This window comes from Gracilibacillus lacisalsi DSM 19029, assembly GCF_000377765.1.
In the GTDB taxonomy this organism is placed as follows: Bacteria; Bacillota; Bacilli; order Bacillales; family Amphibacillaceae; genus Gracilibacillus; species Gracilibacillus lacisalsi.
Genome location: NZ_KB898678.1, coordinates 1 through 16,933, shown reverse-complemented (window position 1 = coordinate 16,933; position 16,933 = coordinate 1). Strand labels below are relative to the sequence as shown.

The following is a 16,933-nucleotide window of genomic DNA, read 5'->3' as shown; positions in this document are numbered from 1 at the left end:
ATTAGGTATAGACAACCATACTTTAAACTGGTATTCTATGATTAACAACTCATTCTCTAAAGGTGTGATCATAATTGGATAGACAAAAGATTTTAATTAAAAATACGGAAATATATGCAGATAACCAGAAACTTCATAACGGATTCATTAAAATCAAGGATCATATCATCGAAGAAATTGGTACATTAGACCAATTAACAGCAGAAGAGGAGTACCGAGTCCTTGATTTTTCAGATAAAAATGTAAAAGCGATTCCTGGATTAATCGACGTTCATATACATGGCGCAAACGGAGCTGATGTGATGGATGGCACGAAGCAAGCCTTGCGAACAATGGCAAATACATTACCTAAAGAAGGAACGACTTCTTTTTTAGCGACCACAATGACCCAAAGTAACGATGACATCGAACATGCGATTAAAAATGTTGTTTCCTACATGGATCAGCAAGAGCCGGGAGCAGCTGAAATTATCGGAATTCATTTAGAAGGACCGTTCATCAATATGAAGCGAAAAGGTGCACAGTCTGAAGCACATATTAAGGAACCAGATATTTCACTGTTTCAAAAATGGCATCAATTAGCGCATCAACAAATCAAGCTTGTCACACTGGCACCGGAAGTAAATGGTGGAATGGAATTTGTTCAACATTTAAAAAGTCAAGGCATCATTGCATCAGCAGGACATACCGATGCTACCGCTGGCGAAATTAAGACAGCAATCAAACATGGTTTGTCTCATATTACACATTTATATAACCAGATGCGTGGTTTTCATCACCGGGAACCAGGTGTAGTAGGTGCTGCTTGGCTACAGAATGAACTTATGGTAGAAATGATTGCTGATGGTGTTCATTCCACACCTGAAGCAATTCAGACAGCTTTTAAACTAAAAGGAAAAGACAGACTACTGTTAATAACAGATGCAATGAGAGCAAAGTGCTTGCACGATGGTCATTATGACTTAGGTGGTCAAAAGGTCAATGTCGTAGAACAAAAAGCAAGACTAGAGGATGGCACATTGGCAGGTAGCACTTTGAAATTGGGTGATGCACTGAAAAATATTATTCAATTTAGTGGTTGTACTTTCGAGGAAGCAATCGCCATGACTTCCGCAAATGCCGCTAAAGAGTTGGGTATGATAAACAGAAAAGGTACCATCGCTGAGAAAAAAGATGCCGATATCGTTTTATTAGATGATAACAATGATATCATTCTTACACTTTGCCGCGGAGAAATTGCTTACGAAAGGATGTAACAAAAGATGAAAGTAATTCGCACAACCAATCATCAAGAAATGAGTAAAATTGCAGCAAATATTATTTTGGATAGAATAAAATCAAGTTCACATATCACATTGGGATTAGCTACTGGTGGCACTCCTATTCAAACCTATGCCTATTTAGCCGAAGATTACCTGGAGAATCAAACCTCCTATCAGCACGTTGTCACATTTAATTTAGATGAGTATATCGGACTTCCTAAAGATGACCCTAATAGTTACCATTACTATATGCATCAGCATTTATTCAGCAAGGTGAACATTCCTAGAGATCAAACTTTCATTCCCAATGGATTAACAGAAGATCTTGCAGCAGAATGCGAAACATATGAGCAAAAGATCCAACAATACAATGGGATTGATTTACAACTCTTAGGTTTAGGTAAAAACGGTCATATTGGTTTTAATGAACCGGGAACACCATTTGATCAGCACACTCATATCGTGTCCTTAACCCGTTCAACGATACAAGCTAATGCTCGCTTTTTTGGTACAGTAGAGGAAGTCCCAAAACAAGCCATTACAATGGGAATTGGCTCGATCATGGAAAGCAAAGAAATATTACTGCTAGTATCCGGAAAAGAAAAGAATCAAGCACTAAACAAACTCTTGCATGGTAGAATTGACGAACAGTTCCCAGCGTCTATCCTGAACAATCATGAAAATGTTACCATCATTGCAGATGAAGATGCTATAATGAATACGGATATTTAATAAATTACCATGTGAAATTTAATGATATTGCAAGCAGAACACCAAAAACAATGCTAACTAAATCCACTATATATTTTAGTAATTAGATCTATAACAGAAAGGAGAAAGTGCAATGATAGATAAGCAATCGCCAATTCCTATTTATCATCAATTAGAAGAGCAAATTAAATCTAAAATAGAAAATGGTGAATACAAGCCAGGTGATGCATTACCATCCGAGCGTGAATACGCTGAACAGCTGAACATCAGTAGAATGACAGTGCGACAAGCAATTACTAATTTAGTTAATGAACGCTATTTACACCGGATAAAAGGGAAAGGAACATTCATAACCGAGCAAAAGTTAGAACAAAACTTAAATGGACTTACAAGCTTTACAGAAGACATGAAAGCACGCGGTATGGAACCGGGTAACAAATTAATTAATTTCGAAATCATTCCAGCCAATCAGAGTTTAGCTGAGCAGCTTCATATACCTGAACACGCACCAATTTATGAGATTAAACGGATACGATTAGCTGAGAACATTCCCATGGCTTTGGAGCGTACTTATATTTCAGCAAATTTAATTAAAGGTTTGACAGATGATATTGTGCAAAATTCACTTTATCAATATATTGAGCATGACTTAGGGTTAAAAATAGGAAAAGCAAGCCAAATATTTGAAGCTACTATTGCTAATGAAGAAGAAATTGAATACTTAGAAATACCTGAACATTCACCAGTCCTTTTTATGAAAAGAACGACACAACTAGAAAATGGCACAACATTTGAAGTTGTAAAATCCTCTTACCGTGCAGATCGATACAAATTTATGCTTGATCTAGAACGTTAATAAGGAGCGTCGTATAATGGTTAAAACAGTTACAGAAGCGATAAACCAAAAATCGCTTGCTATCGATGAAATGGAAGCTATCGATATCGTCTCACTAATGTTGGAAGAAGAACGCCATATTCAAGAGGGAATTCAAAAATCGTTAACAGCTATTGCAGAAGCAGTTGAACTAATTGTAGACAAATGGGAACATGGAGCTCGTGTCTTTGTTGTAGGTGCTGGAACGAGCGGACGTATTGGAGTATTAGACGCTGTCGAACTTGGTCCAACCTTTTCGATAGAACCTGACCGTTGGATTGCGTTCGTTGCCGGCGGAAAGAATGCCATGTGGGAACCACTTGAGCAGCATGAAGACAACGCTTCTGATATTGTCTATGATCTACAGCAATACGATTTTAACGAAAACGATGTACTGATTGCTATTAGCGCGAGTGGCTCTACTCCCTATTCCGTAGCTGCACTAACTTACGCGAAAGAAAAACAGGCCGCATCGATTTCGATAAGCTGTAATCAGCAGACAATGTCAACTAAACTAAGTGATGTCGGGATCGAATTGATAGTAGGTCCCGAAGTAATCCGCGGCTCAACGAGACTAAAAGCTGGAACGGCCCAGAAAATAGCGATTAATATGATATCAACCGCAACCATGGTCAAGCTTGGTAAGGTGTATCAGAATGAGATGATCGATATGCAGCTTATTAATAAAAAATTAGTGAAGCGCGCAGAGTCGATGCTAATGCAATTGACAAGTATCTCGGAAAAGGAAGCTCAAACATTAATGGACGAGACAAACAATGATGTAAAACTTTCCCTAATGATTGCCAAAACAGGCTGTAACAAAAAGGAAGCAGCTCAATATCTAACGAAAGCAAATAACCATGTAAAGAAGGCAATCCAATTATATGAAATGGGTTAGAGAAACAGCGGTGAAGGGCCGAATGTAAATTCATATCAGCTCTTCACAAAAAGTATAGACTTCGCTATAATAGAGAAAGAATAATGTACATAAGCGGTCGATTTTTTCAGTGAAAAAGGAGGAGACTCATGGGAATCGCATTAATTATCGGTGTTTGCGTTACATTTTTTGTCGCTATTTTCGCTGCAGGATATGAAGCGAAACAATAATGAAGAGGCTTGCTTTCGATCGAAAGCAAGCTTTTTTCTTTGTAAGTTTAGAAAAGATATAATCAGTGCAATGACTACGTTAAGTGAAGTAGTTATTTTGACATGTTTGATGTATATTTACAACGCTCCGACTAATTACTTCGCTATCCGTGGGCACAGCCTCAACTAACTTTGCAAAGAAAAACACTTTGCAAAGTGGATTTTCGGCTCGTGCAATTCTCACAGGAGTCTCCGTAATTAGTCTCCGCTATGAGAAGGTGCAACAATTCTTGTCAGAAGTAATAGGTTGATCTTTTTTACAATATGACCGCTATCCGTGAGTATAAAAGCAGCTGTGTTACTTCATGCTAGCGTTGTAGAGCCTGATAATAGCGTAGGCCGCCCACTTTCACTCCTGTGGAAATTGTTTGACCTGAAGATCCACTTTTCCGATCCAATTTTGCTCGAAAAAGTTAGCTGAAGACCAAACCCCACGGAAAGGGAAGTGGGCAGCCGGAGTGGTGGTCAAGCAGTTGATATTATTCCATAATAGCCACTAGAGGAGAATTGCTCAGTTTTTTCTTAAGTGTATGAACCTAGCTGGATAAAAACGAAAAAGCATCTAATTATGCAATTGAAAGCATTTATATCCGTATGCTTCGATTTTCACTGTTGTACCTTCTTCTAATACCTCTTGATTGGAGAATAATTCTATTGCCTTTCTATTTGAAAGTGCCTCTATCTCAATATACTTCGTCTGGTCACTGTTATTTAATACAAAAATAAGCTCTGCTTCGCCAGCTTTTTTTTGATAGACAACTGTATTTCCATCTATTTTAAGAAACCTGAAATTCGCACAGTTTCCAAATCCAAGTACTTCCTTCCTCATCTTTATTAGTCTTTGAACAAAGCGAAATAATTCCTGATCTTGCTTCGCCTCATCCCATTCCATGCATTTACGGCACCCAGGATCATCACCACCCGTTATGCCAATTTCGTCTCCATAATAAATGCAAGGTGATCCTACAAAGGACATTTGAAATACGTAAAGCAGTTTGACCAGTTCTTTATTACCTTCAGCCATTGTTAAAATTCGAGCCGTATCATGACTGTCTAACAAATTAAAGGCTGGTTCATTAACATTTTGCGGGTACATGTGCAATACATTTGTGATACTATCAGCAAATGTTTGACTGTCCATTTGCTGGGTAGCAAAATATTCTATCGCACCATTCGTGAAAGGATAGTTCATCACAGCATCGAACTGGTCCCCTTGTAGCCAAGGCATTGCATCATGCCAGATCTCGCCCAATATATATGCTTCTGGCTTCACTTCTTTTACTACTTTGCGAAAATCGCGCCAAAACGCATGATCTACTTCATTGGCAACATCTAAACGCCATCCATCAATGTCAAATTCTTCAACCCAATATCGCGCCACATCTAGCAGATATTTTTTCACTTCGGGATTGGCAGTATTTAATTTGGGCATGGATGCAACAAATCCAAACGCATCATAATTGGGATAGCCTTCTGCTTTTACAGGGAACTCCCATATATGAAACCAATCTTTAAAACGTGAATCTTGTTGATTTGTTAATACATCTTGAAAAGGCTCAAAATAGTAACCACTATGATTAAACACTGCATCTAACATTACCTTTATGCCTCGATCGTGGCATTCATTCACCAACCTTCGAAAAGTCTCTTTATCCCCGAATTGCGGATCTATTTCAAAATAGTCAATCGTATCGTATTTATGGTTCGAATACGCTTTAAAAATAGGTGTAAAGTAAATACCAGTAATCCCTAAATCGGATAAATAATCCAGATGATCTATGACACCTTGAAAGTCGCCTCCGAAAAAATTAGTTGGGCTAGGCTTTTCACTCCCCCATGGTCTTTTACCTTCTGGATTTAAGGAAGAGTCTCCATTAGCAAATCGTTCAGGAAAAATCTGATACCAGACCGTATCCTTCACCCAATCAGGTGCTTGAAATATATCATTTTCATGTAAATAAGGCATACAGAAGTAATTACCGATGTCAAAGGGAATCGTTTTATAAAACCCCCTTTCTGTCACAATAATTTTCGTATTATCTTTGTCCGTACATTGAAAGCCATAGCGTAATCTTCTGTATTCAGGTTGTACAGATACCTTCCAATAATCTGTTAATTGAGAAGAACCTGTCTTAATCATTTGTTTTGTTTTATATTGCCATTGATCACCCTTAAAATCATACGGGTCCGCAAATATTAATTCGACAGCTTCTACGTCTCCTTTTTTCGTTTCTAGCATAATCTCTATTGTTTCTTTATCTCTCGCATAGATGTATGGAATAGTTGCTCTATGGTTTATAGCTTCCATAAACATGTAATATCCCCCTTTTGGAATAGAAACAATCCGTTCATTCTGCAGTTATTTTGTCGATTGCCCCATCATCTACAATTTTGATAGATAGCAACACTGAAAGTATATTAGATGATTGATGACGAAAAAAAAGACAACCTACAAAAGCGCAATCGTTTTCCTCATCAGTCCACTAATTTTACAATTTCAATCTAACCTCCTTCCTCAAAAACAAACAACCCCGACTTTTACTAGCCGGGGTTGTTTGTAAAAAATACAAAAGCAGTGCCCTCCATTTGTATAATGGTGTCTATCACTGTTGTTAACTTTATTATTACAATAACTGAGATGATCTGTCAATATATTTTTCCTTTTCAAAAAATACATATAATGTAGAAAAAAATATTTGAAAGTTTTTTCTAGAAAACGCTTGCTTATATAAAAAATCCTATGTATAATTAAAGCCAATTAAGCGCAATCGATTGCGCAAATTAGTAAAAAGGGGAGAAATATATGAGAAACATAAAATTATTTTTAGCTTTAATTACACTGTTATTTGCAATCGTTATCATCACAGCATGTGCTCCAGACAGAGAGGAAGACACAAATACTGATAACAATGAAGAAAGTACCTCAGAAGATACTGCTGAAGAATCAAATGATTCTGCTGCAGCAGACAAACCGGAAGAATTAACAGTTTGGGCCAATGATGAAGAAGAACAATTAGAAGCTATCGAGAAAATAGCAGCAGATTACGAAGAACAAAATGACATTACAGTTAATGTAGTTCCTAAATCAATGCTAGATCAATTAGATGAATTATCATTGGCAGGACCAGAAGGACGTGGACCGGATTTATTCTTTCAGCCACACGATCGAACTGGCGATATTGTTGCACAAGGTTTAGCACAACCACTTGATATTTCTGATGAACAGTTAGCTGACTACAGTGATGCTTCTCTAGCATCCGTTCAGTACGAATTTGAAGGTTCCAACGATATGTATGGCGTTCCTGCTGTAATTGAAACATACGGCATTTTTTATAACAAAGATATAATGGATGAGCCAGAAACAATTGATGACTTACTTACTGCATTAGAGGAAAACACAGACGCTTCCCAGGATAAATTTGGATTTTTAATGAAACCAAATGACTTATATTTCTCTTATCCATTCTTTAAGAGTTTTGGTGGATACATTTTTGGTGGAGATATCGGTGAATATGATACAAGTGATATCGGACTTGCAAATGAAGGTGCTATCGAAGGGGGCGAACTCTATCAATCATTCTTCGGAGATGGAAAGATTCCTCCTTCCACCACAACTGATGTTATAGACGGATTATTTACAGAAGGAAAAGTTGGTGCTGTAATTAACGGACCATGGAGTATACCTAGTTATACAGAAGCTTTAGGTGATAGTCTTGGATTTGCCCCATTCCCTGAAATGGATGGGCAAGGAGCTCAATCATTAGTTGGGGTTAAAGCCTGGATGGTATCATACTATTCTGACAATACAGAATGGGCTACAGATCTTGCATTATTTATGACAAATGAAGAAAATCAAAAGCATTACTTTGACGTTGCTGGAGAACTGCCGACTAATACAAGTGCACTTGAATCTATCGAGGATCCAATTTTCAGTTCATTCAGTCAGCAAATTGAAAATGGAGTACCGATGCCTAGTACTCCGCAAATGTCTCAAGTTTGGGAACCAATGAATAATGCATTACAGTTCTTAGCTGAAGGGGAAGATCCTTCTTCAGTACTTCCAGAAGCGGTAGAACAAATAAAAACCAATATTGATGCTAGTGGTGCTCAATAAAACATTCACGGGGGAGAAAATAATTTCTTCCCTCTCATTTTTTCTGTCCTATTGGGGAGGTAATCAAATTGAATCACAATTCCAATAACAACTTTAAAAACCATAATCCTAACATTGCTACCATATTATCCATAATTTTTGCAGGGTTAGGTCAGCTTTATAATCGTAGATTTTTAAAAGGAACTATTTTTATTCTATTAGAGCTCGCTTTTTTAGTAACGTTATTCGATACCATTAATTTTGGATTATGGGGATTACGTACGTTAGGTACTATTCCTGGTACAGATCACTCGATTCGATTATTGGTCTTTGGTGTCTTAGCATTAATTGCCACCATTATTTTGATCGCGCTATATGTAGGAAATGTGATGGATGCACGTAACCAGGCCAAAAAAATAAAAGATGGATGGCAGCCAAAAGGGCTTAAAGATACCATTATCGATTTTTATGATACTGCTTTTCCATATTTAATGACTGTTCCTGGGTTATTACTAATGATTTTTGTCGTCATATTCCCACTTATCTTTTCAGTCTTACTGGCATTTACAAATTATAATTTATACAACTCACCCCCAAGGAACCTTGTCGATTGGGTTGGGTTTGAAAACTTTAAAGAACTTATTACGGTGCCAATCTGGCAGGATACCTTCATTAGTGTTTTAGCTTGGACCATTGTATGGACAGTAGTTGCTACGACGCTGCAAATAGCTTTAGGTTTATTCTTAGCATTGATCGTTAATGATCCAAGAATTCGATTCAAGAAATTAATTCGTACCATTTTAATTTTACCTTGGGCAGTTCCAGCTTTTGTTACGATTTTAATTTTCTCAGCTATGTTTAATGATGACTTTGGTGCGATAAACCGTGATATTATTATTCCACTCCTCGGTGGAGAAGGGATTCCGTGGTTGAGTGAACCATTCTACGCGCGGACAGCGATTATATTAATTCAAACATGGTTAGGGTTCCCATTTATATTTGCATTGTTTACAGGTGTCTTACAAAGTATCTCAAAAGACTGGTATGAAGCAGCAGACGTAGATGGCGGATCTCGTTTTCAAAAATTTCGATTTATTACTTTTCCACATGTAATGTTTGCTACTGCACCGTTACTAATCATGCAGTATGCGCAAAATTTTAATAACTTTAACATTATTTACTTGTTTAATGAAGGTGGACCTCCGGTAAGAAATCAAAATGCTGGTGGCACTGACATATTAATATCATGGGTATACAAGTTAACATTTGAAACAAACAACTATGCAATGGCAGCAGTTATCTCTCTAATTATGGGACTTATCATCTCTGGTTTTGCCTTTTATCAATTTAGGCAGACGAAATCATTCAAGGAAGAAGGTGAATTGTAATGAATCAAAAGCAAAAATCAAAAATCGAAGTAACGCTTATGTACCTAGTCATTCTTATCACTTCCATTATTATCTTTTATCCATTAGTGTGGACGGTGGGAATGTCTCTCAATCAGGGTACCAGCTTATATTCATCTTCACTTATTCCAGAAAATTTTTCGTTGGAGCATTATAAATGGCTTTTTAGCGATGAAAGTGATTATTTATTATGGTATAAAAATTCATTGATTGTATCGATCTCAGTAGCTGCAGGCAGTGTGATCATTACCTCATTGGTAGCATATGCATTCTCTCGTTACCAATTTGTTGGAAAAAAGAATGCACTGTATATCTTCCTGTTACTACAAATGTTTCCAGTTATGATGGCAATGGTAGCATTATATATTTTCCTTAATATGATTGGCATGCTTGATACATTAACTGGGTTAATATTGGTTTATCTAGGTGGGCAAATACCATTTAATGCATGGTTAGTTAAAGGCTATTTTGACACTATTCCACGTGAACTTGACGAAGCGGCGAGAATAGATGGAGCTGGGCATTTAAGAGTATTTTGGAGTGTAATGCTTCCACTAGCAAAACCTATTTTAGCAGTAGTTGCATTATTTAATTTTATGATGCCACTTTTTGATTTCCTATTACCATCAATCGTACTATCAAGTCAGGATAACTATACTCTAGCAGTTGGATTATTTAATTTTATTAATGATCGCTTTGCAAATAACTTCACTAGATTTGCTGCAGGTTCTATTTTAATAGCAGTTCCAGTTGCAACGGTTTATCTATTCTTGCAACGCTACTTAATTTCTGGACTAACAGCAGGAGGAACGAAAGGATAAATTTCGTTTTAGAGTGAAATATACTTTGATAATAATACCTGATCACATATAATAGAAATACAGAATTCTCAGACATTAATGCATTTTTACAAATCTAAAGGGTGAAAAATTATGGCAGTTACAATAAAAGACGTAGCAAAAAAAGCAGGAGTAGCACCCTCAACGGTTTCTAGAGTTATAGCAGACAATCCTAGAATCAGTTTAGATACCAAAAAGCGTGTAAGAAAAGCGATGAAAGATCTGGGATACCATCCAAATATAAACGCACGTAATCTCGCGGTACGATCTTCACAAGCAATTGGTGTCATCATGCCATCATCAGCTGATAAAGCATTGCAAAATCCATTCTTTCCTGAAGTTTTACGTGGAATTGGCTCTTTTGCCCATGAAGCAGAATATTCTTTATACGTATCAACGGGTGGTAATGAAGAAGACGTATATGAAGAAGTACAACGAATGGTAAACGGTAACAGGGTTGATGGTATTATCTTACTTTATTCGCGGATTGCTGATCCTGTACAACAATTTTTAACGGAGAAAAATTTTCCCTTTGTCATTGTAGGGAAACCTTCTGAACAAGAAAGTGAAATTACGTATGTTGATAATAATAACTTTAAAGCGAGCAAGGACTTAACCAACCATTTGATAGACATCGGACATCGACATATCGCTTTTATCGGTGGTTCAACTGAATTAACAGTAACCGTTGACCGTCTAAACGGTTATAAGTCTGCCATAGAAGAAGCAGGCTTGCCATTACCAAACGAATATACGGTACATGCGGAATTTCTAAAATCCGGTGGTAGTGATGCGGTCGAGCAACTATTTGCGTTGGATGAACCGCCAACAGGTTTGGTAGTTGCCGATGACTTGATGTCTTTAGGGGTTATTAATACATTAGAAGAAATCGGTCTTAGTTGCCCTGAAGATGTTTCCTTAACATCATTTAATAACCTTTATTTATCGGAAATTACCACACCACCTTTAACAACTGTTGATATTCAAATTTATCAGTTAGGTGTGCAATCAGCAAGGTGCTTAATTGAGAAAGCAAAAAACAAGGATGAGCCAGCTAAACGTATTATTGTTCCTTATGAAATTAAATTTAGACAATCAACTAAATCAAATAAATCTGAAACTTTACAATAGTTGAAAAGGTATACCTGTGTTAGTAGGTATACCTTTTTTTAAATAGTAATCGATTGACCGACTATTGCTATTGCTGCTTGATTGGTATATGTTTGTTCCGCCTCTTTTAATATATTTTGAACATCGCCGAAATGAGGTAAATGAGTTAGTATCAGTTGTTTAGCGGCTGCTTTTTCTGCCAATGCCCCCGCCTGTCGACCACTCATATGGCCTGGAATTTTCCCTTCATATTCCTGATAGAGATTAGCCTCTGAAACCAATAAATCAGCATGTTGAGAGAATGGGATCAATGACTTTTTCCAGCCAGTATCAGCTGTAAAGACGACCTTTTTTCCTTTTGCCTCTAGTTTTATTGCTAAACAGTATACAGGATGATTCGTCTCTGTTGTCTCTATTGTAAAAGGACCTATTTGTGACGTTTTGATTATATTAAATGCTTCAATATGTTCTTTAAAAGATAAAGAGTGGTACTGCTCATCCCGATCATGCGCATATATGGCTATTGTTTTAGGTTGATCCGCTAATTGGTTTTGGATCAATTTTGCGTAATGAAGCGCTCCAACATCGGCAATATGATCATGATGGTAATGGGTGATAATCACCGCATCTAATTGTTGAATGGATATGTAATTTTGCAACGATGCAAGCACTCCACTACCACAATCTAATAACAGATGAAACCCGTCTTCCTCAATTAAAAAAGAAGATGTAGCACTATTTGCCTGCGGATAGCCTCCCCAAATTCCTAGAGGGATTATTTTCATATTTTCAACTCCTTTTTTCGGTGACAGATTTTGTTGATATTGCTTTCTTTTGTCCTTGAGCGCGGTTCTCGGAGACACTTTTCCTTGATTTTACTCTTTTTTGTCCACGAGATCGATTCTCATGGACACTTTTGATCGTTTTCGCTCTTTTTTGTCCGCGAGATTGATTCTCATGGACACTTTTGATCGTTTTCACTCTTTTTTGTCCACGAGATTAAATCTCATGGACACTTTTGATCGTTTTCACTTTTTTTGTCCACGAGATCGGTTCTCACGGACACTTTTCCTTGATTTCACTCTTTTTTGTCCGCGAGATTGCTAAAAATTAGTTCACACGAAAAAAAGCCACTAAAATATCCTAGTGGCTTTACTATACTAATTTTCTTCACTTTTATCAAAAATTCCCTTTATCTGCTTCTCCGGCATTTTTCACAGCTGTTTCTCTATCTTTGGCCATTTCTGCCACTGATTTCACTTTTACTCGCGCCGCTCCCTGATAATCTTTCGTTGGAATTCGTTCTTCTTCTGCTAATCTTTTTTCGGCCTGAGCTATCGCTTCTTTATACTGTGGTAACCATTCTTTTTCGGCAACTAACATTTCATCAGTCATTTGCCAGATTTCTTTCGGGTTACACACAGCACCGACTAGCGGGTCCATCATCATTGCTTGGCGCAACAAATAATCATCTCCATGGACAGCTGCTTCAACTGCTAAGCGCTGAACGGAAATGCTGACACTACAAACGGCAGCAGGTCCCAGTGGTAAATCCCCTACATACGGCATATTAATTCCATTGCGATCAACATAACCCGGTGCTTCAATGATCGCATCACCTGGTAAATTCGAAATAATTCCATTGTTTACCCTGTTAAAGTGACCACGGTATACACGACCGGTTTCCAATCCTTCTAAAATATAGGAACCATGTTCTTCACCACGATTTTCCTCTTTGTATTCAAAGGATGGTTCCTTTAACCAATTTGGAAAATCTGTCTCAAACCAATTACGTCCCTCCGTACAAACGCGTAGATACCCGCCTGTTTCTCCGTTTATCCAACTGCTTAAATCAATCCAGTCGTTAATTTCTTCCGGACGCTTGCGATACCACGGTACATACTCACTCAAATGACCGTTAGACTCGGTACTAAAATAACCAAAACGACGAAGCATATCAATCCGTACTTTTTCGGTATCCTTATATTCAGGATGACTTTCAAATGCTTCTAATAACTCATCAGTCCGGTCGACTCCATTTGTTTTCACTTCTATATACCATGTCTGGTGATTGATTCCAGCACAAATGATATCTACTTCATCTTTTTTCTTTCCTAATACTTCGGCGATCTGTTTATGACCATTTTGAACACCGTGGCAAAGACCGATTGTATTAACTCCTCCATATTTGTTACAGGCCCATGTTAACATGACCATTGGGTTCGCATAGTTTAACAACAACACACCTGGATCCGCTACTTCACGAATATCTTTACAAATTTCTAACATTTCTGCTATTCCACGTTGCCCATACATAATTCCGCCTGCACTTAGTGTATCCCCTACACACTGGTCAACACCGTATTTTAATGGTATCTCCACATCTTGTTTAAATGCTTCTAATCCACCAATTCTGACTACATTAAAAATATATTTTGCATCTGTTAAAGCAGTTCTTCTGTCTGTCGTTGCTTCAATCGTAATAGCTAGTCCATTTTCATCGATATCCCGTTGACACAACTGTGTTACCATGTCTAAGTTTTTCTGATTGATATCGGTAAAAGCTACCTCTATTCTTTGGAACTCTGGTACCGACAAAATATCACGAAGCAAGCCACGCGTAAATCCAATACTACCTGCACCGATAAAAGCAATTTTAAATGACATGTCTCTACCTCCTTTTCGTCTTTAAAGGTATCTTATCACGAAAGGAGTGTAAGCGATTTAAATATTATCGTTTCTTGACCAGTATATGTGTAAAATTCTAACCTTTTATATTTCACGAGAATGTTCCCGATAGGCTGACGGTGATAAACCTGTTTCCTTTTTAAACAAATTGCTAAAGTATTGACTCGTGTTCACCCCAACATAATTAGAAATTTCTGTAACAGGAATTTCAGTATTAACTAGCAGCATTTTTGCTTTCTCCAGCCGTACTTTGGTAATATATTGATTAATCGTCATTCCTTGTGAACGACGGAAGATTTTATGTAAATAGCTAGGATGAAGATGCGTGATAGACGCAAGCCTTTCTACCTTTATTTCTGTATCATAATGTTCATGAATATAGGTCAATGCCTTTTTAATATGCTGATTACCTGTTTGTTCATGATACTCACGTCGGTTACGGTCAATCCACAGTAACAATTGGACCATTAAGTTATCGATCAACAGTTGATTGTTTGCAGACTGATGATCTAATTCCAGAACGAGGTGTCTTAAAGTAAAATATACCGCTTCATCATCCTTTAATAGAAAATACCGTTCGTTCTGATCAAATAATGACCGTATGGACGGCTGTGTTTGAAAAAGCTGTTCAATGGATATATAAGGAGTGGTTTTATTGCTATGAAGGATAAATTCGATATTTAACATTCTGCATGGGTGATCTTTATCAATAATTAGACGATGCTTCACATTACTCTGAATATAAATATATTGACCCTTACGCATATGAACAATCCGGTCATCAATTTCAATCTGACATTTGCCATCCATAACATACATAATCTCGATTGCAGGATGATGATGCAAGTCCATCTCAAACTCGTGCCAGCGTTTATAATAATAAGCCACAGCCTTAGGAAATTGTCCCATCTTTATCCTCCTTAGAAAAAAAGCTAGAAGATAATCTCCTAACTTTTTTCAAACTCTCCACTTTCGTATATCTGTGATTTTTTCATCAAAAAAGGCAAGCACATCGTCGACCTCTTGTTTCAATAATGTTAAATCCGTCGAAAGCCAGCGAATTAGTATTCCTTTACCATCGATATCGGTCATCCCTGCTCGATGGTGCTTCGCTTGCGATAAGCGCTGCTGGACATCCCATTCATCAAAAGGCGGATCCGGTGAAATATACCATATCGAAGCAACATATGGAAATGACTCTGTCATGCCATGATGTGCCAACATCTCTTCCTTTCCGGTAAATTGGACCGGATCATAAGCTAGACATTGATCTTCTGTCCAGATCTCCATTAGCGAATAGTAATGATAATCAGATACTTGATTTAAATGAACGATTTCTGACCAGACAAATTCCGCATCCCCTGTGACATTCACTTTTATATGCTGACTAATCTTACTATGATTAGCTGGGATTATTTCACGCTTTTTAAAAAATAATAACGCTTCTTCTTCGATGTTACAGGTGAATTGAAGGGAGTGATCTTCTTGAGCATGCTTATCCGTTTCCATCTCTAATAGTTTTATATTAGACGCTTTTTTTACTGTAAAATCAATCGAAATGGGATCTGTTGTTTGATTCAATCCATCGATATTATAGGTCGTGAACACACGGTGGCTCTGATCTGCTTTTGCAATTTTTAATGGTTGATCACCTTTATAGTCTAGAAGATTGACTTTCTGAAACCGTGCTTGTAACTGCTTATTCGATTCCATCTTTACCTCCATTAAGATATAAATAATTTTGATAAAAGATATTTATGCTGCATAGCGGATATTTCCAATCCGATCGCACTATTCTGCATATCTTTAAAATGTAGTGTCATCGCCAATTCAGTTGTTTGATCCACTTTTGTTAATGCATCTAATGTGACTTGTTCCGCGTCTTTTGGTGCTAGTGGAATCGCTCTTACCGCATGCTGAATAAGGTTTGTTAAAGAAAAATATAAATAGGTTTGGATCGTTGCAAACAAGTCAAACCCTTTTTCAAATGCATAAAGACTATATACAATAACATAATGATTTAACGAATCTCTATCCTTTATTTCTTCCGACCATTTGGAGAGGATAGGTGTCGCTTCAATCGTCAATAGCCGATCAAGGAAACGGCTCCCTGCTTGGCGGCTAGTCTTCTTTAACTCCAATACATTTTTTCTGGCATTATATATTTCGGCTAAATACAGAACCTGATCCCAATCATTTTTCTTCAGTTTTGAAAATAATTCTTTAATAATAATTGCATCGTTATATAATAAATAATTACCGACGTAACTATAGCAAAAGGAAGCCAGATCTTCCTTTGAATTTACTTGCTTGGATCGGATATACATTTCCATTCCAATTGCATGTGCTACCTGACTTTTTAAGAAAGATGAATGGTGCATATGTAATAAATGTAAAAGTTTTTGCGAATCATTGGTACTCATCCAATCCCTCCATTTCTTAGTCTATTATATCATACTCATAAAGCTAGATTGATAATATCTTTCGATCGATTTGTTGCTGAATGGAGATTGCATTCGAAAAACCGGCTAGCCCCGCCGATCCTGTCCAAAGTAGTCATTTTGACATGAATAATAGGCGTAACAACCGCTGCGGCTTGTCCACTTCGCTTTCCGTGGGGCGTGTCTTCAGCTAACTTTTGTAAAGAAGATCGCTTTACAAAAGTGGATCTTCAGATCACGCTGATCCCACAGGAGTCGAAGTGGACGCCTACGCTAAATAACGTTCTACATTGTTTTAACGTACGGACATTACGTCTTTTATTTCACATGGTATAAAACCTCAAAAAGTTAACTGTCACATAC

General features: G+C 37.3%; 14 protein-coding genes. 8 read left to right on the top strand and 6 right to left on the bottom strand.

Translation table 11 applies throughout. The features are described 5' to 3' along the window. Positions 1-74 precede the first annotated feature (74 nt). From nagA to murQ, 4 genes are all read left to right on the top strand, one after another. The gene (gene nagA, locus D569_RS0118450; protein WP_018933913.1) at positions 75-1,256 is read left to right on the top strand and encodes an N-acetylglucosamine-6-phosphate deacetylase; all 1,182 of its coding nucleotides are present in this window, start codon (positions 75-77) and stop codon (positions 1,254-1,256) included. 6 nt (positions 1,257-1,262) lie between these two features. Beyond that, positions 1,263-1,994, top strand: coding sequence for a glucosamine-6-phosphate deaminase (nagB, locus tag D569_RS0118445; protein WP_018933912.1), 732 nt, complete (start codon positions 1,263-1,265; stop codon positions 1,992-1,994). Between the two features lie 112 nt (positions 1,995-2,106). Then, positions 2,107-2,829, top strand: a complete 723-nt coding sequence (locus D569_RS0118440; RefSeq protein ID WP_018933911.1) for a GntR family transcriptional regulator — start codon at positions 2,107-2,109, stop codon at positions 2,827-2,829. A 16-nt stretch (positions 2,830-2,845) separates the two neighbouring features. Further along, on the top strand, positions 2,846-3,745 hold the full coding sequence (murQ, locus tag D569_RS0118435) for an N-acetylmuramic acid 6-phosphate etherase (protein ID WP_018933910.1): 900 nt from the start codon (positions 2,846-2,848) through the stop codon (positions 3,743-3,745). An 810-nt stretch (positions 3,746-4,555) separates the two neighbouring features. Here murQ and D569_RS0118425 read toward each other — a convergent pair. Beyond that, positions 4,556-6,307: a glycoside hydrolase family 13 protein gene (locus D569_RS0118425; RefSeq protein WP_018933909.1), complete on the bottom strand. Its 1,752-nt coding sequence runs from the start codon at positions 6,305-6,307 to the stop codon at positions 4,556-4,558. Between the two features lie 489 nt (positions 6,308-6,796). On the opposite strand from D569_RS0118425, the gene D569_RS0118420 reads away from it, so the two are divergent. The 4 genes from D569_RS0118420 to D569_RS0118405 all read left to right on the top strand — a co-directional run bounded on the left by D569_RS0118420 (position 6,797) and on the right by D569_RS0118405 (position 11,462). Continuing rightward, positions 6,797-8,107, top strand: a complete 1,311-nt coding sequence (locus tag D569_RS0118420) for a sugar ABC transporter substrate-binding protein (RefSeq protein ID WP_018933908.1) — start codon at positions 6,797-6,799, stop codon at positions 8,105-8,107. 68 nt (positions 8,108-8,175) lie between these two features. Beyond that, positions 8,176-9,474, top strand: coding sequence for a carbohydrate ABC transporter permease (locus tag D569_RS0118415; RefSeq protein ID WP_018933907.1), 1,299 nt, complete (start codon positions 8,176-8,178; stop codon positions 9,472-9,474). Then, positions 9,474-10,313, top strand: a complete 840-nt coding sequence (locus tag D569_RS0118410) for a sugar ABC transporter permease (RefSeq protein ID WP_018933906.1) — start codon at positions 9,474-9,476, stop codon at positions 10,311-10,313. The genes D569_RS0118415 and D569_RS0118410 overlap by 1 nt, the downstream gene beginning before the upstream one ends. Positions 10,314-10,424: 111 nt before the next feature. Continuing rightward, a complete protein-coding gene (locus D569_RS0118405) occupies positions 10,425-11,462 on the top strand; it encodes a LacI family DNA-binding transcriptional regulator (RefSeq protein WP_018933905.1) in 1,038 nt (345 codons plus the stop codon). A gap of 38 nt (positions 11,463-11,500) precedes the next feature. On the opposite strand, the gene D569_RS0118400 is transcribed toward D569_RS0118405, so the two are convergent. From D569_RS0118400 to D569_RS0118380, 5 genes are all read right to left on the bottom strand, one after another. After that, complete coding sequence (locus tag D569_RS0118400) at positions 11,501-12,226, bottom strand: MBL fold metallo-hydrolase (protein ID WP_018933904.1); 726 nt, start codon at positions 12,224-12,226, stop codon at positions 11,501-11,503. A 394-nt stretch (positions 12,227-12,620) separates the two neighbouring features. Next, positions 12,621-14,108: an alpha-glucosidase/alpha-galactosidase gene (melA, locus tag D569_RS0118395; RefSeq protein ID WP_018933903.1), complete on the bottom strand. Its 1,488-nt coding sequence runs from the start codon at positions 14,106-14,108 to the stop codon at positions 12,621-12,623. 105 nt (positions 14,109-14,213) lie between these two features. Further along, positions 14,214-15,038: a helix-turn-helix transcriptional regulator gene (locus tag D569_RS0118390; protein WP_018933902.1), complete on the bottom strand. Its 825-nt coding sequence runs from the start codon at positions 15,036-15,038 to the stop codon at positions 14,214-14,216. Between the two features lie 48 nt (positions 15,039-15,086). Beyond that, positions 15,087-15,842: an urease accessory protein UreD gene (locus tag D569_RS0118385; protein WP_018933901.1), complete on the bottom strand. Its 756-nt coding sequence runs from the start codon at positions 15,840-15,842 to the stop codon at positions 15,087-15,089. Positions 15,843-15,853: 11 nt separating this feature from the next. Then, positions 15,854-16,552, bottom strand: a complete 699-nt coding sequence (locus D569_RS0118380; protein ID WP_018933900.1) for an urease accessory protein UreF — start codon at positions 16,550-16,552, stop codon at positions 15,854-15,856. Between the last annotated feature and the right edge of the window lie 381 nt (positions 16,553-16,933).